Below are 18,042 nucleotides of genomic sequence, written 5' to 3' on the forward strand. Positions count from 1 at the left end.
TTCCCAACCCATCCATCCGTGATGGAGGAGTCATAACCCATAACGACACCACCCCACCATGGTCCCGTCAGGGGGCGGCGCGCTCAATCCCGCAGATCGAGCACCTTGCGTCCATGCACGTTACCGGTCTCGAGATCGGCGAAGATCTGGTTGATATTCTCCAGCCGGTCGGGCTCGATGACCGTCTTGACCTTGCCGTCGGCGAAGAAGGACAAGGCTTCGATCATGTCCAGCCGCGTGCCGACGATCGAACCGCGTACCGTGGTCCCGGCCATCACCATGTCGAAGATGGAAATCGGGAATTCCCCCGGCGGCAGGCCATTCAGCACGATCGTCCCACCCCGCCGGGCAAATCCCATCGCCTGCGCGAAGGCGGAGCGCGAGACCGCCGTGACCAGCGTGCCATGCGCGCCGCCCACCTGCGACTGGATATAGGGCGCGGGATCGACCGAGCGCGCATTCACGGTCAGCGCCGCCCCCAACACCTTGGCCGTCTGCAGCTTCTCGTCGTCGATATCGATGGCAATGACGTTCAGGCCCATGGCAACGCCATACTGCACCGCCATCTGTCCCAGCCCGCCAACCCCCGACACCGCGACCCACTGGCCGGCCCTCGTGTCGGTCATCTTCAGGCCCTTGTAGACCGTCAGCCCGGCGCACAGCACCGGCGCGACCTGCAACGGGTCGATGGTCTTCGGCAGGTGGGCCACGTAATTGGGGTCGGCCACCACATATTCGGCGAAGCACCCGTTGACGGTATAACCCGTATCGTCCTGCGTCGGGCACAGCGTCTCCCACCCGCCCAGGCAGTGCTCGCAATGGCCGCAGGCCGAATACAGCCACGGCACGCCGACCACGTCGCCTTTCTTCACCCATTTGACGGCATCGCCCACGGCCACCACATGCCCGACGCCCTCATGCCCCGGCACGAAGGGCGGCTTCGGCTTCACGGGCCAGTCGCCACGGGCAGCATGCAGGTCGGTGTGACACACACCGCACGCATCCAGCCGGACCAGGATCTGGTCCGGGCGGATGGTCGGAATATCCAGTTCCTCGATCGTCAGCGGTTTGCCGAATTCACGGACGACGGCAGCCTTCATCTTTCCGGTCATGCTCGTTCCTCGCATTGCATGGGGCGGCGCGCGAGGCGCCTTGTCCGCCATGCTAACCCACCCACGGCCGGAGGAACGTGATCTACGTCAACACCAATGCTTCGGCCTGGGCCCGCACCTATCATCAGGAATTCACGCTCTTCCGCTTCCGTTCCATTCTGGCCAACGACCGGACGACGCCTTATAGAACGAAGGCCGACCGCCGGGGCCGCCGCCGGACGGCAATGGCCCGGGGAAAATCGTCCCGCACGATCGGTTCGCCCCATGCTCCGGCCACCAAACCGACATCAGCAGGATACGCGCCCGGTATGATTCACCCCCATCCTGTCCGCCTCGCCAGCGCCATGGTGGCCCTGCTGGCCACCATGCCCGCCATGGCCGCCCCAAGGCAGAGCGCACCGGCGACAGAGACAGCGACACCGATCAGGCACCTGATCGTGGTGTATGACGAGAACGTCTCGTTCGACCATTACTTCGCCACCTATCCGCAGGCCGCCAACCCGCCCGGCGAGCCCGCCTTCACGGCACGGCCCGACACGCCGGCGGCCAACACGCTGATCACGGCGGGGCTGCTGACCAGCAACCCCAATGCCGGCCCCGCCAACGGCCCCGACGCCAGCCTGCCCTTCCGCCTGGACCGCACCCAGGCCGCCACCGCCGACCAGAACCACGCCTACACCGCCGAACAGATGGCCTATCATGGCGGCAAGGCCGACCTGTTCCCCCTCCATACCGGGCGCGGCACCCCCGGCGGCGTCGGCGCCTTCGCCACGCGCGGCCAGGTGATGGGCTATTTCGACGGCAACACCGTCACCGCGCTGTGGCAATATGCCCAGCATTTCGCGATGAGCGACGCCACCTATACCGACACGTACGGCCCCTCCACCCCCGGCGCGCTGGAAGCGGTCTCCGGCCAGACCGGCGGCATGCAGATCGTCAGGACCTCGCAGAAACCGGCCACCAGGCACGCCGCCACCCCTTATATCGCCGACGGCCAGGGCGGCTGGACGATGATCAACGATATCGATCCCGCCTATGATGTCTGCTCGGTGCCAGGCAACCAGGTCACGATGCGTGGACGCAATGTCGGCGACCTGCTGAACCAGGCCGGCATCACCTGGGGCGGCTTCATGGGCGGCTTCGACCTGGGCACGCGCAACCCGAACGGCACGACCGAATGCGCCCGCTCCACCCCCTCCCCCGTGGTGGGCGAGACGATCACCGACTACATCCCCCACCACAACTGGTTCCAGTACTATCCCAGCACCGCCAACCCGACCCACGCCCGCCCCGGTTCGGTCGCCGCCATCGGCCACACCTTCGCGGCCGACGGCGTCACGCGTGATCCGGCCAATCATGAATATGACCTGCGCGACTTCACCGCCGCCCTGCGCGCCGACAACCTGCCTGCCGTCTCGTTCCTCAAGCTTCCAGCCTACCAGGATGGCCATGCCGGCTATTCCGACCCGCTGGACGAACAGCAGGGCCTGGTCCAGATCGTCAACATGGTGCAGCAGCGGCCGGAATGGCGCGACACCGCCATCATCATCGCCTGGGACGATTCCGATGGCTGGTACGACCATGCCTTCGTCCCCCCCACCCATTCCTCAAGCGACCCGGAGACCGACCAACTGGACGGCCCGGGCCGCTGCGGCAGCGCTCCCCGCCCGATGGGCGTCGATGGCCGCCCCGTCAACGGCCGCTGCGGCCCCGGCACCCGCATCCCGCTGCTGGTCGTCTCGCCCTGGGCAAAGACCAACCATGTCAGCCACGTCCTGCTGACCCAAAGCTCGGTCGCCCGCTTCATCGAGGATAACTGGCTGCACGGCGCGCGTCTGGGCGGCGGCTCCTTCGACGCCGACGCCGCCGACCTGCGCGACCTGTTCGATTTCACCCAGCCGCCCCGGACCGGCCGCCTGCTGCTGAATCCTCAGACCGGCGAGCCGGTTGCGCATTAGGAACATGGGTTATGCAGGGCTCTGCCCTGCACCCGGAAGGGGACAGTCGTCCCCTTCACCCCTTGGGGTTATGGACATCGCCGATTTCGAGAAATCTCTCGATATTCACCAATGATTTTTAAGATATTCGCATTCCTGTCGCTTCTGGCAACACCGGCTCTCGCCGCCAAAGCGCCATCGGCCGCCTGCCTGCCGGCGCCCAACGGCAGCAACCCCTGCCCCGTCACGCTGCATCGCCCGTCCGTCGCCCCGCTCTCGGCAATGGCGCAACTGGGGCGCGACCTGTTCCACGATCCCGCCCTGTCCGGATCGGGGCGACAATCCTGCGCCTCCTGCCACGACCCTGCCCACCATTACGCGCCCGCCGGCTCCGCCGCCGTGGCGCTGGGCGGCACCAGCCTGACACGCGACGGGCTGCGCGCGGTCCCGACCCTGACCTATCTGGAAACCCGCCCCGGCTTCAGCATCGGCCCCGATGATGCCGAAACCGAATCCGCCGTCACACCGTCGACCACCGCCATCGGCCCCCACGGCGCCAAGACCGCGCAGAACACCACCGCCTCCGCCACCAATCTGGTCCCCCAGGGCGGCCTGTTCTGGGACGGCCGCGCCGACACCCTGCAACAGCAGGCCGACGGCCCCCTCTTCAATCCCGACGAAATGGCCTCCAGCCGCGCCATCGTCCTGGCCCGCCTGACGCACGGCCCCTACGCCCCCATGCTCCGCCGCCTGGGCGGCCCCGCCGTCGCCGGTTCGGACAATCTGCTGCTCTCCGAAGCCCTGTTCGCCATCGCGCGCTATCAGATCGAAGACCCGTCCTTCCACCCTTATGCCAGCCCGTTCGACGACTGGCTGGAAGGCCGCCGCCGCATGACGCCCGCCCAGCGCCGGGGCTACCTGCTGTTCAACGACCCGGCAAAGGGCAATTGCGCGGCCTGCCACCCCGACCGTCCAGGCCCGGACGGCACGCCCCCGCTCCTGACCGACCATCAGTTCGAGGCCCTGGGCGTGCCGCGCAACCGCGCCCTGTCCGCCAACCGCGACCCTTCATTCCACGATCTGGGCCTCTGCGGGCCCGTCCGCACCGACATGGCAACCCGCGCCGATCTGTGCGGCCTGTTCATCACACCGACCTTGCGCAACAGCGCCACCAGACACGCTTTTTTCCATAATGGCGTCTATCGTACGCTGGACCAGGTTCTGGATTTCTACATGCTGCGCGACATCACCCCCGACCGGATCTACCCCAAGGATACCGACGGCCAGATCCTGCGATATGACGACCTGCCGCCCCCCTACCACCCCAATCTCGACGTCACGGATGCACCCTTCGACCGCCACCCGGGCGACCCACCGGCCCTGACCCCGCGCGAACGGCAGGACATCATCGCCTTCCTGCACATGCTGACCGATCGGCCGGCACGCTGAGGGGCCAGCCCTGTCACGGGCGCGTGGGTTATTCTATCGTCCGTTCCATCGACCCACGAACAGAGAGACCGGCCATGAGTCCGATTACCCGCCTGCAACCCGAAACCCGCCTGTGCGGCGCAACGATCCATAGCGGGCTGGTCTATCTGGCCGGACAGGTCGCCGATGATCCGTCGCAGGATGTTGCAGGGCAGATGACCGATATCCTGCACCAGGTCGATGCCCTGCTGGCCGAAGCCGGCACGGACAAGAGCCGCCTGCTGTCGGTCCAGATCTTCCTGGCCGACATGGACGATCTGGCGGACATGAACCGCGCCTGGGACAAATGGCTGGACCACGGCAACAAACCGGCCCGCGCGACCGTCGAGGCCCGTCTGGCCGACCCGGCCTGGCGCGTCGAGTTGACCGGTATCGCGGCATTGCCCTGAGCCGGGCGGGCTCCAAGGGGCTTTGCCCCTTGACCCCGACAAGGCGGGGTTGAAGGCCCCGCCCTTGGCGTCAATCAGTCGACGCGCTGAACCCAGCCATAGGGATCCGGACGCTGACCGCGCTGAATGCCGATCAGCGCGTCGCGCAGCCCTTCGGTCACTGGATCGGCCCCATTGCCGGCACCGATCACGATCTCCCCGCGCTGCCCGCGGAAACGGCCGATCGAAGTCACCACCGCCGCCGTGCCGCAGGCAAAGGCCTCCACCAGGCGTCCGCTGGCCGCGTCCTCATAGCATTGCTCGATGCTGTAGCGTTCCTCGCGCACCGTCAGGCCCTTGTCGCGCGCCAGCGTCAGCAGCGCATCGCGGGTGATGCCGGGCAGGATCGTACCGCCCAGCGGCGGCGTGACCAGCGTGCCGTCCTTCATGACGAAGAAGATGTTCATGCCGCCCATCTCCTCGATCCACCGATGCTCGGCGGCATCCAGGAACAGCACCTGGTCGCAGTTCTGCGCCTTCGCCTCGCGCTGGGCCAGCAGGCTGGCGGCATAATTGCCGCCGCACTTGGCCGCCCCCGTGCCACCGGGGGCCGCGCGCGTATAATCCTCGGACACCCACACCGACACCGCACCGCCGCTGAAATACGCGCCAACGGGCGAGGCGATGACGATGAACAGATATTCCGCCGAGGGCTTCACGCCCAGAAAGGCCTCGTTCGCGATCATGAAGGGGCGCAGATACAGGCTGGCGCTCTCCCCCGACGGAATCCAGTCGCGATCGACCTTCACCAGTTCGCGCACCGCCTCCAGGAACAGTGCGTCGGGCAGCGGCGCCATAGCCATCCGCTCGGCCGACTGGTGGAAGCGACGGGCATTGGCATCGGGGCGGAACATCACCACGCCGCCATCGGCGGCGCGATAGGCCTTCATGCCCTCGAAGATCTCCTGCGCGTAATGCAGCACCGCAGCGGCAGGATCGAGCGCGATCGGAGCCCGCGCCTCGATCGTCGGATTATGCCAGCCCTGCCCTTCCTTGTAGCGGATCACCGCCATGTGGTCGGTAAAGACGCGGCCGAACCCCGGATTGGCCAGCAGTTCCGCACGCTGCGCGACCGATACCGGCGCGGGGTGCGGAATATGCGTGAAACGGAATTGATCGGCGCTATCCATGATCCTGCTCTCTCACGACGAAATGCTCCGTGCCGCATGCACGACGCAACAGGCACGCGCCCCACGGCACGTCCTGACCGGCCACAGTCCCCAGATCACGCGGCGCGTCAAGTCCGCGCCCCACGCATCAGGCCCGCGAGCGGTTACGACAGGGTCGCCGCCACATGCCGGCCAATCTCGGCAAAGACGGTGGCGAACTGCGCGTCGGTCGGAGAACCGCCGCGCGTATAGACGACCATGATCACCGGCCCGCCCGTCCCGGGCCACCCGATGGCGATATCGCCGGCAATATCCCTGCCGTTATTCCCCGTCTTGTCCCCCACGACCCAATTGCCGGGCAGGCCCGCGCGCAGCCGGTTCTTTCCGGTCTGGCAATCGACCAGCCAGTTCTTCAGCGTGGCGCGCGACCCGTCCGACAGCACATCGCCCAGGACAAGCCGCCGCGCGATCCCGGCCATCGCCAGGGGTGTCGTCGTGTTGCGCACACCCCCCAGCGGTGTGCGGTTGAGATAGGGCTCGATATCGTCAAGGCGCGTCACATCGTCGCCGATCGCCCGCCAGAAACGCGTCAACGCAGCCGGGCCGCCAACACGCGCCAGCAGCTTGTTGGCGCAGACATTGTCGCTGAATTCGACCGCCCCGGCGCACATCTCGCGCACCGACAGGGCCCCCCGGCCCAGATTCGCCTTCGCGACCGGGGCATACATCGTCCCCATGTCCGCGGCCGTAAAGGCGATGACCTCATCCAGATCCGCCTTGCCCTGGTCGGCACGCGCCAGCACGCACGCAGCCAGCGACGCCTTGAACGTGCTGCACATGACGAACCGCTCGCTCTGCCGCCAGCCAAATGTCTTTCCGCTGGAGACATTTTCGGCAAAAACGCCAACCCGGCCGCCCGTCGCCTGCTCGTACTCGGCAATTGGACCGGGCGCCGGCGTCCCCGCGGACGCCGGAGAGATGAACAGGGCCGGAGCGGATTGAAGAAAAGCGCGGCGTTGCATACGTGTCACCCTATCAGGTCCAGCCGGACCCTCTATCGCAGCGCAAATCCCAGCGCATCCAGCGCCTCACGCAGCCGGTCGCGTCCGCTCAGCGATTGCGGGCCGGCCACGCGGCGCAACATGACGTCCGACCACGCACGGGACGCCAGCCCCTGCTCGCGCTGAAAGGCCTCGTCAGCCCCGTCATACCGGCCGATCGCCTCACCCTCACCTGCGCAATCATAGCGTTCGCGATGCAGCACGACCGATTGCGGCAGGCGCGGCTTGATCGCAGCGGGCCGGTCCGGGTCCGGATGGCCGACGCACATGCCAAAGACCGCCATGCAGCGATCCGGCAGCCCCAATTCGCGCGCCACCTGTTCGGGATGGTTGCGCAGCCCCCCGATATAGACGATCCCCAGCCCCTGGGCTTCCAGGAAGGCGGCTGCATTCTGCGCCGCCAGCGTCGCATCGACGACGCCCACAAGGAAGGTTTCCAGATAATCCAGCCCCTCGGTGGCATGGGCCCGGACCTCACCCATCCGCGCCAGCCGCGACAGGTCGACCAGCCACGCCAGAAACAGCGGGGCCTGCCGAATATGCGCCTGCCCACCCGCCAGGTCCGCCAGCCGCCCGCGCCGCTCGGCATCCTCGACCGCCACCACGCTCCATACCTGGAGGTTCGATGAGGTCGAAGCCGACTGGGCAGCCGCCACCGCCCCATCCAGCACACTCTCCGGAACCGGATCGGGCCGATAGGCCCGCACCGAACGATGCGCCATCAGGTGGCGGAGCATCGCTTCGTCCGGCAGGCCACCGGGCGCCGTTCCCGCACGGTAGCGCGCCGCCCACAGCGCCGCGAGACCGGCGGCGCCAGACCCGGCAGCATCAGACAGCATAGTCACGGATCGTCACGAAGCGGGTGTCCAGATAGGCATCCAGCGCCTCGCTGCCGCCTTCCGAACCATAGCCGGAATCGCCGATTCCGCCGAACGGCACTTCCGGCAGCGCCAGCCCCAGATGATTGACCGTCAGCATCCCGGCCCGCACCTCGTCGCGCAGGCGGGCAGCCGTGGGGGCCGCGCCGGTAAAGGCATAGGCCGCCAGCCCGTATGGCAGGCGATTGGCCTCGGCCAGCGCCTCGTCCAGCGTATCGAACGGGTTCATCAGCGCCACCGGGCCGAACGGCTCCTCGTTCATGATGCGCATGTCGGTGCTCAGCTCGGTCAATACCGTCGGCGCGAAGAAATAGCCGGCATTGCCGATCCGCTGCCCGCCGGTCACGATCTTCGCCCCCTTGGCCGTCGCATCGCCGATCAGGCTTTCCATCGCATCCACCCGCCGGACATTGGCCAGCGGACCCATTTTGGTGTCGGGCTGCAACCCGTCGCCCACCCGAATCTCCCCGGCCACGGCCGCGAACCGCTCCACGAACCGCCCGAAGACCGGCCGTTCCACCAGAAAACGGGTGGGCGAGACGCAGACCTGCCCCGCATTGCGGAACTTCGCCGCCGCCAGCGTCGCCGCCGCATGATCGATATCGGCATCGGCGCAGATAATGGCCGGCCCATGGCCACCCAGTTCCATCGTCGCGCGTTTCATGTGCGACCCCGCCAGCGCGGCCAGCATCTTGCCCACGACGGTCGAACCCGTGAACGTCACCTTGCGGATCGCCGGATGGGCAATCAGCGTCTCCGAGATCTCCGACGGCGTGCCATAGACCAGCCCGATCACCCCCGCCGGCACCCCGGCATCGGCAAAGGCCCGGATCAGCGCGGCCGGCGAGGCCGGCGTTTCCTCGGCAGCCTTGACGATGATCGAACAGCCGGTCGCCAGCGCCGCGCCGACCTTGCGCACCACCTGATTGACCGGGAAATTCCAGGGCGAGAACGCCGCCACCGGCCCGACCGGGCTGCGGATCACCGCCTGGCTCACACCCACGGCGCGCGACGGGATCAGCCGTCCATAAGCCCGGCGCCCTTCCTCGGCCAGCCAGTCGATCGTATCCGCGGCCCCCAGCAATTCCGTCCGCGCCTCGGCCAGCGGCTTGCCCTGTTCCTGGGTCAGGACCGGCGCGATCTCGTCGACGCGCCCCCGCAGTAGCGTCGCCGCCTGACGCATGATCCGATAGCGCTCGAACACCGACATGCGGCTCCAGAGCGCGAAGCCGCGCTCGGCAGCCGCCACGGCGGCAGCCAGGTCGGGCTGGCCGGCATGGGCCACGCGCCCGATGACCTGCTCGGTCGCGGGATTGACGACGTCGATAAACCGCCCGTCCCGCGCCGCGGTCCACTGACCGTCGATAAACAGCAAGGTATCCGGATAAGACGACATGTCAGGGGTCCTCCAACAACTGGACGCATTGGAGCGGGAGCTTGCAGCATCCACCCCTGCCGGTCAAAGAGCCTGCACCGGACACCCCGCCGGCAACCTACCGTCCGGCCCACGCCTCGCGGAGGGCAGCCTGCCCCCGCCCCGGCGACAGGGCCAGCGCCCAGTCCAGCGCCTGTCCCGCCTGCATGCTGTTGCGGCGGATATAATCGCGATTGTGGGGAAACAGCACGCTGCGCCATTCGGTCAGCAATACGCGCAGGGCCAGCCGCGCCACGACCAGATCGAACAGCAAGTCGATTTCCGCCGCCTCCGGCACCATCACCGTCGCAAACCCCGCCAGCATCGCCGTCACTCCGGCCAGCGGGTCATGACCGCTCCCCATCTGGTACGATGCGGCAACCGCCAGATCATTGATGCGCGGGGCGAACACCGCATCGCCGAAATCGACAATTCCCGCCACCCGCTCGGCATCGTCGGCGGCCACCAGCAGGTTCGATCCGTTCAGATCATTATGGATCGGCTGCCGGGGCAACGCATCCACCAGCGGACGCACCCGCCCCCGAAACATGTCGAGAAACCCCGCCATCGCCCGCCGGCGCGCCGGCTGCGGCACATGGGCCAGCAATCCGCCCAGAGCATCCACCTGAAGCGAATCCCACAGGACGGCCCGCGCCTGCTGGGGCGGGGCCATGCCCTGCAACGCCCGCGCCATCAGCCCGACCGCCCGCCCCGTACCATGCGCCAGACGGAGCGAGCCGGCACGCCCGCCCATCGGCACACCGTCCACCCACCCGACCATACGCGCCATCAACCCTTCCGCGCCCGGCATCGTCAGGACGGCGATGCCATCCCCGCCCAGGGCAGGGACGATCCCGGCCAGTCCGATCTCGGTCACCGCTCCGGCCAGACGCTCCATGACGCGCGAGACGAACGCCGCATCCTCTTCCGTCTCGCTCGCGTTCATGATTTTCAGCATCGTCCGGCGGCCATTCCCGTCGCACAGCAGGAAATTGGCATCGCGCTCCCCCGGCAGGGCCGTCGCGGACACCTCCATGCCATAGACGCTCCGCGCGATATCGCGCGCCTGCTCCACGCCGACGTCAGGGCGGGCACGGCAGAACTGGGCAAAAGCCCCCTCCAGACCAGGCGGCACCTCATCCGTCCTTGCCGCCAGGCTTTCAGACATGCTGGCCGCCATTGATGTGTATCTCGGCCCCGTTGATGTAGGACGAGGCCGAGGAACACAGGAAATAGATCGTCTCGGCAACCTCGCGCGGCGCCCCCAGCCGTTTCATCGGCACGTCCGACGCCACAAGCTGGTCCGTCCCCGGCGACAGGATCGCGGTCGAGATCTCGCCGGGCGCAATCGCGTTCACCCGTACGTTCCGCTGCCCCAGCTCATGCGCCATTTCCCGGGTCAGCGCCGCCAGTCCCGCCTTGGACACCGCATAGGCCGCGCCGGCAAAAGGATGAACGCGCGATCCCACGATCGAGGTCACATTGACGACCGATCCGGCAGCGGCCTCCAGCTCCGGCGCCAGCGCCCGCACCAGCAGCGCGATCGAGACCAGGTTGACATTCAGCACGCTGGTCCACACCGACAGGTCGCTGTCCAGCACGCCCAGCCGCCCCCCATCCGGTCCCTTGGGCGAAATGCCGGCATTGTTGACCAGCGCATGCAGCCGGCCGTCCGGCAGGCGGGCCCGCACATCCTCCGCCAGCCGCTCGATGCCCGACAGGTCGCTCAGGTCGGCGGTAATATGGCTCATGCGCGCGGCAGGCCATGCGCAGGCCGGGTCGAATGGCTGCCGGGATACGGTCAGGATGCGCCATCCCCGTTCCTGGAACAGCTTGACCGTCGCATGACCGATCCCCCGGCTGGCACCGGTCAAAAGCATGATCGGCTGATGATCCGCCACCTTCGTTCCCTCCGCTGATCGCAGAAGCGATCATGAGCCGTCTCCATCCCTCCGGACAAGGGCCATGGCATGCGGATCGGCACAGGCGTGACCGGGGAGCCGGTCAGCCCCTCTCAGGAGGCAGCGATTTCCAGCGCCCGACGGGCCATGGCCAGCGCCCCCTCACGGCTGGCCGCACCGCAGATAAAGCGTGCCGGATGGGCAAAGACCGTGTCGGCAATCCCCGAGACCTCGGCCAGCGCCCGGCCTTCCAGCCCGCCCCAGGCCTCCGGCAGCGGCACGCGCTGCCCGAACTCACCGCGCGCCGGCGGCACGGCCTTGACGTTCCACTGCCCCCCACCGGCCGGCGAGACGACATAGACGACCGGCAGATCACGCTCGAAAATCACCTTCTCGGCCGGCATGCCGGTCTCCAGCACCAGAATGCGCTTGTCTTCGGCCTGCTCGTATGCACCCAGCACGCGATCCGTGGCCTTCAGGCTGGCCCGCGCCCGATCGACGACGCCGACCAGATACCGGCCGACGATCGCAGCCGCGTCCGCGAAGGCCGACATCTCGCGCTTTCCGGCCTCTTCAACGCCATAACGCTCGGCGGTGTCCCACGGCGCGCCGCAGGTCGACACGATTTCCGCCAGCGACAGCCGGCCCATCTTCGCCACGCCATTATCGTCCTGATCGACGGGGATGATCAGTGCCTTGTCGACGGCCTGCCAGATGGCGACTTCCATCACCTCCTCCACGGGCTCATCCAGGATGTTGCGGATCGCCGCCAGGCCGTAATCCTTCCACAGCAGCCCCGCCGCGCTGTACGGCGTGCCGTCCTCACGCTGCGGCTTCTTCTTCATGTGGTGATCGTACCGCCCCGCGGCCGGATCGTACACGCCACCGACATCGAACACGATATCCGCGGCCTGGATCTGCCCCGGCACGCGCGAGCGCACGAATGTCAGCCGGTCGTCCGGCTGCGCGCCCAGAACCCGCACCCGCAGGTCGCCCCGCGGCGCAAGCGCATAATGAAGGATGACGTAACCCAGCGTCTCGTCAGCATGAAAATTGCCCGAATGGGTCAGCGCCCTGACGGGCGCCGCCTCATGACCGAGACCGATGGGTGTATGTTCCGTCATATTCTTAAGGACCTGCCGACATTCAGGGGGATCGTTTCAAGCGCCCCTCATGCCGTACCGGCCGACGCGACACAACACGCCTTCACCGCGCCACAGGGCTGAACGGGCGGGGTGGATTGACACATATACCCGCCAGACACCTATGCTGGCAGAATGCAGGAAACCAACGAGGATATTCAGCCTGACTATGGCAATGCCGTATCAGGCTGCCCATCCCCGGGCGCGCCCCCCGCCGAGGCAGGCATACCGGCAACAGACGCGATGATGGCTACCGCCATCGCCAATGCCATCCAGTACGCCACCACGTGCCTCACCCGGGCTCCGGATCATCCGGAAGCCTTGCTGCTCATGGGCACGATCCATATGTGGCAGGGAGAGTTCGCACAGGCCGTTCCCTACCTGCAACGCGCCACGACCCTGATGCCCGGCAATGCAGAAGCCTTCAACACGCTCGGCCTGGCATTGCACAAATCGGGAAGAATAGAGGAAGCGATCCGCAGCTTCTGCAAGGCGATCGACCTGCGGCCCGACTTCCCCAGCGCGCTGACACGATTGAAACAGGCCCTGGCAGCCCGCAGCCATGACAAGAACGCGATCGAACAATATCGCGCAACACTGGCAGCCGAAGCCAGCGCCGAGGAGATTGCCCGCCATCGCGCAGCCCTGGTGGCCGATACAACGGATGTGTCCGCCCTCAACGGCCTGGGCAAGGCCTTATGGGCGATCGGACAGCGCGAGGAGGCCGTCGAACAGTTCCGGACCGCACTGACATACACGCCAGCCTGTGCGGAGACGGCCCGCAATCTGGTCCAGGTTCTGGTCGAACTCGACCGCATCGAGGACGCGATCACCTGCTATCGCTCCGTTCTCGAACAGGACCCGAGCCTTTATGCCATCCATGCCGGAACAGGAACGCTGCTGCGGAAAGCCGGACGCCATGCCGAGGCACGGCACCATCTGGAACAGGCCTGCGCGCTGCAGCCGGACGAAGCGCCGGTCCATGCCGCCCTGGCCCTGGTCCTTCAGGAGCTCGGGCGGATCGATGCCGCGCGCGCTCACCTGCGCCAGGCAATCGCCCTGGCACCGGATGAACCGAATTATTATCTGGGCCTGACACGCCTGACGAAGCTGACGCCCGATGACCCCGTCCTGCCGGCCATGCTGACGCTTGTCGAGCGTGAAGCCTCATTCGACGAGACCAGGAGAACGAGCCTTCATTTCGCGCTCGGCAAGGCCCTAGCCGATATCGGTCAACATCGTGCGTCGTTCGACCATCTTCTGAAGGCAAACGCCATCCGGCGCCGCGCCGTTCCCTATGACGAAAGACGTGTCGCCACGGCCGCAAAGGCAGTGCGCGCATGCTTTACGTCCGAAGCCCTGCAGGCGACCGCCGGGACCGGGCATCCCTCCTCCCGCCCGGTCTTCATCGTCGGCATGCCGAGATCGGGATCGACACTGGTCGAACAGATACTGGCGAGCCATCCGGACGTTTATGGTGCCGGCGAGGTCAGCACATTGGCCGACACGCTGCAGAACGCGGCCAGACGCTTTCCGGCCTGGGCGCTGGGAACCTCCCTGGCCTGCCTGAGCGAACAGGACCGACACGCCATCGCCGAGGACTATCTGCATCGGCTGGACCGGCTGGCGACCGACTGGACGGGCGCCCGTCTCCCCGCCCGCATTTCGAACAAGATGCTGGATAATTTCTTCCATATCGGGGTCATTCGGCAATTGTGGCCCAATGCGCGCATCATCCACACATTTCGCGATCCGATCGATACGTGCCTGTCCTGTTTCTCGATTGCCTTCGACAATCTGGATTTCACGTTCGATCTGGGCGAACTCGGCCGCTATCACCGTCAATATCAGGAACAGATGGCGCACTGGCGGCAGGTCCTGCCGGCCGGCGCGATACTGGACGTCCGCTACGAAGATATCGTCGCGGATTTCGCGGCCAACGCACGCCGTATCATCGCCTATTGCGGCCTGCCATGGAACGATGCCTGCCTGCGCTTTCACGAAACCCAACGCCTGGTAAAGACATCGAGCGCAGCACAGGTCCGCAAACCGCTCTATCGCAATGCCGTGGGGCGTTGGCGCCCCGATGACGAAACATTGCGGCCCCTTCTGGACGGTCTTGAAGGTCGCCAATGAAAGGCCGGCGGGAACCGGAACGCGCCTCCCGACAGACCATGAAAAAATCAGTGAAATTCCTGGCCTGAGAAAAGCCCGCCTCCCCCTTCGCGCTCCACGACGGCAATATGCCCGTCCGCACGGCACAGAAGCGGTCCAAGGTCGAAACGCGAAAAATCCTGGATGGCAAGCTCGATTGTCGAACGGTGGCCGTGGCAGATCGCGATAAGCGCAATCATCGCCACGGCCACGCCGCGAACCGCCTGCATGGGGATGGCAGACGGCGGCCCGACAAGGCGGCGAAACAGGCAGACCATCGCCACACCCAACCCGCCGCCCAGCAGCACCTCGGTGATTGTATGGACCCCGAGCGCAACGCGCGACCAGCCCAGCACGCAGGCGATCACGACAGCCGCCCCGACCACGATCGGTGTCCGGACCCGCAGCATGGCCAGTAGGCAGCCATAGACCATCGTGCCCGCCATCGTGTGCCCGCTGGGACTGTACAGCATCCGGTCCGGTGCCGGGCCGCAGGCTTCCAGCCCCAGTTTCAGGACCAGGGTCAACGCCGCCCCGCCGCACATCACCACCGCCCAGACCCACGCCAGGCGCCAGAGACGCAGCGACAGAAGGGCGACGAACACCAGCGCCTCGACCGGAAGAAGGACATCCTGATCGGCGAGGTCGGTCAGGAAACGCGTCAGCACTGCGTCGCCACGCCCCTGCGCGCGTCTCGGGCCCGATAGAGATGATAAGACAGCAGCGTCTTGGCATCGCTATGCCCGATGCGCGGAATGTCATCCAGTTCGACCACATGCAGCCGGATCGATTCGTGCTCGGCCGCATTTCCGGTCCGCCGTCCGTCCAGCGCCCGCATCGCCGCCTCGCCGATCTCCAGGTCCACGGCATAGAGCGTGATCGCTTCGTCACAGCCACCGGGTGACAGCCATACCGTCGTCAGCTCCACCATCTGGTCGGCGGATACGGCCAGGTCGGTACCGACTTCCTCGGCCAGTTCGCGCAGGGCGGTGCTGACCAGCCTCCCGCCCTCCAGCATCCCGGCCGGCAGCGCCAGCAGGTCGGGACAGGCCACGGGCAGGCGCGGCTCGCGGGTCAGGATGGTCCGCGCCGCATGGCCGAGGCAATGCAGCACCACCAGGACCGAGACCGAATCCCCACGCAACAGCGCGGCGCCCGGCACCTTCCGCCCGTCATGCCACGCATCGGCATCGACCAGGATGAACCCCACCCGCGCCCCGAAAAAGACCACATCCCGCACCACGACGCGGCGCAGGTCGAAGCGCGCGGCGGCCTGCTCCAGCCAGCGGCGGAAATGCGGCGCCGCCCGTACGTCGGACCACCGATCCTCCGGCACACCGGCCGAGAATACGATCGGGATGTGATCGACCGGCACCATGCGGCTGCCTCCTCCGGAACGGGTCGCGACGTTGCGTGCGCCTGCCTGCCGGAAACCGATTCGTCCGACCGTCTTCCCCGACTTCGCCCACAGGATTGTCCCCATTTCTGTGGATAAATCCAGAGGGCGGTCCGGATCGCGGGCTACTCGCACTCCAGCCGATGTTCGACCTCGCGCCAGAGATGCACGTAGCGCTGCGTATCGAACCGGGGCTTGATGAACATGCGCCGGACCGCGTCGATGCCGGTGGGCGTGAAATAGGCGCGCGGCGGCGCCTCGCCGGCAGCCACCCGCAACAGGCCGCGCGCGACCAGATCGCGGATCGACGCGGGAATACGCGGCTGGCCCACCTGCGGCCCGCTTTTCCATGTCGGCAGGATGATGCCCTCCGACAGCGAGGGATTGCTGCCGGAATAGGTCCCGAAAGACCAGCGAATGAACCGCTCCTCGGAACGGGTCAGGCCTGTATCGACCATTGGGATGCACTCGCGTTCTTGTTTTTTTATATGCTTGCACCGGCCGCCTTTTTGACAGGCCGGACCCCAGTTTCGAGGTCTATATGACCCAAACGCAAGACATTCTTTTCCAAATGATGCGCAAACCCTGCTCTTGACAAAGCATATGGAACGCAGGCCGTCTGCCCGCCCCATCAACGCCCCAGCGAACCAAGCCCCGTCATGCCCGTATCCCCCGCCCCGTCCCACGCCGCCAGCCTGACATGGAAGGACCTGCGCACGCTCGCACTTGCCGCGCTGGGCGGGGCACTGGAATTCTATGATTTCGTCATCTTCGCCTATTTCGCGAAGATCATCGCCCAGCATTTCTTCCCCGCCAGCCAGCCCGACTGGCTGCGCCAGACCGAGACCTTCGGCCTGTTCGGGGCCGGCTATCTGGCCCGGCCGCTGGGCGGGGTGATCATGGCCCATTTCGGCGACCTGCATGGGCGCAAGAAAATGTTCGCCTTCAGCGTGCTGCTGATGGCCGCCCCCACCCTGCTGATGGGCCTGCTGCCCGGTTTCGACATGCTCGGGGTCGGCGCGCCGCTGGCGCTGCTGCTGCTGCGCATGGCCCAGGGCGCCGCCATCGGCGGTGAGGCCCCCGGCGGCTGGGTCTTCGTCGCGGAACATGCCAGCGCCCGGCATACCGGCCTGGCCTGCGGCCTGCTGACCGGCGGGCTGACGGCCGGCATGCTGATCGGTTCGCTGGTCGCATTGGGGCTGAATGCGGCCCTTTCCCCCGCCGAGATCGCGGATTGGGGGTGGCGGCTGCCGTTCATCCTGGGCGGCGTGTTCGGGCTGATCGCCATGCGCCTGCGCCGCTGGCTGCACGAAACCCCGGTCTTCGCCGAAATGCAGGCCAGCGACGCGCTGGCGCGGCAGGCCCCGCTGCTGACCGTGCTGCGCGCCAGCCGCCGCGCCATCATCCTGTCGGTGATCGGCACCTGGACGCTGACCGCCGCCATCGTCGTCCTGCTGCTGATGATGCCCGCCCTGCTGCAAAGCCTGCACGGATTTTCCGCCACCAGCACCATGCAGGCCAGCCTGATCGCCACGCTGACCATCACCATCGCCGCGGTGGCGATCGGGGCGGCGACCGACCGCTGGGGCCTGCGCGGTGTCATCCCGCCGGTCATCGCCCTGCTGATCGCCGGCGCCTGGGGGCTGTACGCGGTGGCCCCGGCTCATCCGTCATGGTTCCCGGCACTGGCCGCCCTGGCCGGGATCGGCGCCGGCTATGTCAGCCTGGTGCCGATCGCGATGGTGCGGGCCTTCCCCCCGGCAATCCGCTTCTCCGGCCTCTCCTTCTCCTACAACCTCTCCTACGCGGTCTTCGGCGGCCTGACGCCGGCCTGCGTCTCGGCCCTGGTGGGGCATGATCCGCGCGCCCCCGCCCTGTATGTGATCGGCACGGCCCTGGCGGGCGGCGCCGCATTATGGGCCATGCCCGACGTCACGACCCCGCGCCCGTCACCCGCCCCCGCCCTTCCGCTCGCCGGGCAGGACGCCACACGGATATAATGGACGACCTCGCCTGTCCGTG

General features: G+C 67.0%; 16 protein-coding genes. 5 read left to right on the top strand and 11 right to left on the bottom strand.

Features of this window, described 5'->3' with window-relative positions; all coding sequences use genetic code 11:
• Window positions 1-83: 83 nt before the first annotated feature.
• Window positions 84-1,112: an alcohol dehydrogenase AdhP gene (adhP, locus tag HLH29_RS00895; RefSeq protein ID WP_182964119.1), complete on the bottom strand. Its 1,029-nt coding sequence runs from the start codon at window positions 1,110-1,112 to the stop codon at window positions 84-86.
• 308 nt (window positions 1,113-1,420) lie between these two features.
• On the opposite strand from adhP, the gene HLH29_RS00900 reads away from it, so the two are divergent.
• The 3 genes from HLH29_RS00900 to HLH29_RS00910 all read left to right on the top strand — a co-directional run bounded on the left by HLH29_RS00900 (window position 1,421) and on the right by HLH29_RS00910 (window position 4,926).
• Window positions 1,421-3,070, top strand: a complete 1,650-nt coding sequence (locus tag HLH29_RS00900) for a phospholipase C (RefSeq protein WP_182964217.1) — start codon at window positions 1,421-1,423, stop codon at window positions 3,068-3,070.
• A gap of 111 nt (window positions 3,071-3,181) precedes the next feature.
• Window positions 3,182-4,498: a cytochrome c peroxidase gene (locus tag HLH29_RS00905; RefSeq protein WP_182964120.1), complete on the top strand. Its 1,317-nt coding sequence runs from the start codon at window positions 3,182-3,184 to the stop codon at window positions 4,496-4,498.
• A 74-nt stretch (window positions 4,499-4,572) separates the two neighbouring features.
• Entirely contained in the window at window positions 4,573-4,926 is a 354-nt protein-coding gene (locus HLH29_RS00910; RefSeq protein WP_182964121.1) for a RidA family protein, read from the top strand.
• A gap of 74 nt (window positions 4,927-5,000) precedes the next feature.
• Here HLH29_RS00910 and HLH29_RS00915 read toward each other — a convergent pair whose 3' ends face one another.
• The 7 genes from HLH29_RS00915 to HLH29_RS00945 form a co-directional block, all read right to left on the bottom strand.
• Window positions 5,001-6,095: a branched-chain amino acid aminotransferase gene (locus HLH29_RS00915; RefSeq protein WP_182964122.1), complete on the bottom strand. Its 1,095-nt coding sequence runs from the start codon at window positions 6,093-6,095 to the stop codon at window positions 5,001-5,003.
• Between the two features lie 143 nt (window positions 6,096-6,238).
• Complete coding sequence (gene bla, locus HLH29_RS00920; protein ID WP_182964218.1) at window positions 6,239-7,096, bottom strand: class A beta-lactamase; 858 nt, start codon at window positions 7,094-7,096, stop codon at window positions 6,239-6,241.
• 32 nt (window positions 7,097-7,128) lie between these two features.
• Window positions 7,129-7,974, bottom strand: a complete 846-nt coding sequence (locus HLH29_RS00925; RefSeq protein ID WP_182964123.1) for a nitroreductase family protein — start codon at window positions 7,972-7,974, stop codon at window positions 7,129-7,131.
• On the bottom strand, window positions 7,964-9,409 hold the full coding sequence (locus HLH29_RS00930) for an NAD-dependent succinate-semialdehyde dehydrogenase (protein WP_182964124.1): 1,446 nt from the start codon (window positions 9,407-9,409) through the stop codon (window positions 7,964-7,966). Before HLH29_RS00930 ends, HLH29_RS00925 begins: the two co-directional genes overlap by 11 nt.
• A 97-nt stretch (window positions 9,410-9,506) precedes the next feature.
• Window positions 9,507-10,595, bottom strand: coding sequence for a phosphotransferase (locus HLH29_RS00935; RefSeq protein WP_182964125.1), 1,089 nt, complete (start codon window positions 10,593-10,595; stop codon window positions 9,507-9,509).
• Window positions 10,588-11,307 (bottom strand): SDR family NAD(P)-dependent oxidoreductase, encoded by a 720-nt coding sequence (locus HLH29_RS00940; protein ID WP_182964126.1) that lies wholly within the window; start codon window positions 11,305-11,307, stop codon window positions 10,588-10,590. Before HLH29_RS00940 ends, HLH29_RS00935 begins: the two co-directional genes overlap by 8 nt.
• Before the next feature lie 134 nt (window positions 11,308-11,441).
• Window positions 11,442-12,452: an MYG1 family protein gene (locus tag HLH29_RS00945; protein WP_182964127.1), complete on the bottom strand. Its 1,011-nt coding sequence runs from the start codon at window positions 12,450-12,452 to the stop codon at window positions 11,442-11,444.
• Between the two features lie 261 nt (window positions 12,453-12,713).
• Here HLH29_RS00945 and HLH29_RS00950 point away from each other — a divergent pair, with 261 nt between their 5' ends.
• On the top strand, window positions 12,714-14,606 hold the full coding sequence (locus HLH29_RS00950) for a tetratricopeptide repeat-containing sulfotransferase family protein (protein WP_182964128.1): 1,893 nt from the start codon (window positions 12,714-12,716) through the stop codon (window positions 14,604-14,606).
• Between the two features lie 47 nt (window positions 14,607-14,653).
• On the opposite strand, the gene HLH29_RS00955 is transcribed toward HLH29_RS00950, so the two are convergent.
• From HLH29_RS00955 to HLH29_RS00965, 3 genes are all read right to left on the bottom strand, one after another.
• Entirely contained in the window at window positions 14,654-15,292 is a 639-nt protein-coding gene (locus HLH29_RS00955) for a phosphatase PAP2 family protein (protein ID WP_338030146.1), read from the bottom strand.
• Window positions 15,286-16,002 carry an NUDIX domain-containing protein gene (locus HLH29_RS00960; protein WP_182964129.1) on the bottom strand — a complete coding sequence of 239 codons (717 nt, stop codon included), beginning with the start codon at window positions 16,000-16,002 and terminating at the stop codon, window positions 15,286-15,288. The genes HLH29_RS00955 and HLH29_RS00960 overlap by 7 nt, the downstream gene beginning before the upstream one ends.
• 143 nt (window positions 16,003-16,145) lie before the next feature.
• Window positions 16,146-16,478 (bottom strand): hypothetical protein, encoded by a 333-nt coding sequence (locus tag HLH29_RS00965; RefSeq protein ID WP_182964130.1) that lies wholly within the window; start codon window positions 16,476-16,478, stop codon window positions 16,146-16,148.
• A gap of 201 nt (window positions 16,479-16,679) precedes the next feature.
• Between HLH29_RS00965 and HLH29_RS00970 the strand changes: the two genes are divergently transcribed.
• Window positions 16,680-18,020, top strand: coding sequence for an MFS transporter (locus HLH29_RS00970; RefSeq protein ID WP_182964131.1), 1,341 nt, complete (start codon window positions 16,680-16,682; stop codon window positions 18,018-18,020).
• The last annotated feature ends 22 nt before the right edge of the window (window positions 18,021-18,042 follow it).

It is taken from the genome of Gluconacetobacter tumulicola, assembly GCF_014174215.1.
Lineage (GTDB): Bacteria > Pseudomonadota > Alphaproteobacteria > Acetobacterales > Acetobacteraceae > Gluconacetobacter > Gluconacetobacter tumulicola.

Excerpts from the sequence above, each read along its gene's own strand:
- adhP (WP_182964119.1), bottom strand. The coding sequence starts at position 1,112 with ATGACCGGAAAGATGAAGGCTGCCGTCGTCCGTGAATTCGGCAAACCG.
- HLH29_RS00900 (WP_182964217.1), top strand. The coding sequence starts at position 1,421 with ATGATTCACCCCCATCCTGTCCGCCTCGCCAGCGCCATGGTGGCCCTG.
- HLH29_RS00905 (WP_182964120.1), top strand. The coding sequence starts at position 3,182 with ATGATTTTTAAGATATTCGCATTCCTGTCGCTTCTGGCAACACCGGCT.
- HLH29_RS00910 (WP_182964121.1), top strand. The coding sequence starts at position 4,573 with ATGAGTCCGATTACCCGCCTGCAACCCGAAACCCGCCTGTGCGGCGCA.
- HLH29_RS00915 (WP_182964122.1), bottom strand. The coding sequence starts at position 6,095 with ATGGATAGCGCCGATCAATTCCGTTTCACGCATATTCCGCACCCCGCG.
- bla (WP_182964218.1), bottom strand. The coding sequence starts at position 7,096 with ATGCAACGCCGCGCTTTTCTTCAATCCGCTCCGGCCCTGTTCATCTCT.
- HLH29_RS00925 (WP_182964123.1), bottom strand. The coding sequence starts at position 7,974 with ATGCTGTCTGATGCTGCCGGGTCTGGCGCCGCCGGTCTCGCGGCGCTG.
- HLH29_RS00930 (WP_182964124.1), bottom strand. The coding sequence starts at position 9,409 with ATGTCGTCTTATCCGGATACCTTGCTGTTTATCGACGGTCAGTGGACC.
- HLH29_RS00935 (WP_182964125.1), bottom strand. The coding sequence starts at position 10,595 with ATGTCTGAAAGCCTGGCGGCAAGGACGGATGAGGTGCCGCCTGGTCTG.
- HLH29_RS00940 (WP_182964126.1), bottom strand. The coding sequence starts at position 11,307 with ATGCTTTTGACCGGTGCCAGCCGGGGGATCGGTCATGCGACGGTCAAG.
- HLH29_RS00945 (WP_182964127.1), bottom strand. The coding sequence starts at position 12,452 with ATGACGGAACATACACCCATCGGTCTCGGTCATGAGGCGGCGCCCGTC.
- HLH29_RS00950 (WP_182964128.1), top strand. The coding sequence starts at position 12,714 with ATGATGGCTACCGCCATCGCCAATGCCATCCAGTACGCCACCACGTGC.
- HLH29_RS00960 (WP_182964129.1), bottom strand. The coding sequence starts at position 16,002 with ATGGTGCCGGTCGATCACATCCCGATCGTATTCTCGGCCGGTGTGCCG.
- HLH29_RS00965 (WP_182964130.1), bottom strand. The coding sequence starts at position 16,478 with ATGGTCGATACAGGCCTGACCCGTTCCGAGGAGCGGTTCATTCGCTGG.
- HLH29_RS00970 (WP_182964131.1), top strand. The coding sequence starts at position 16,680 with ATGCCCGTATCCCCCGCCCCGTCCCACGCCGCCAGCCTGACATGGAAG.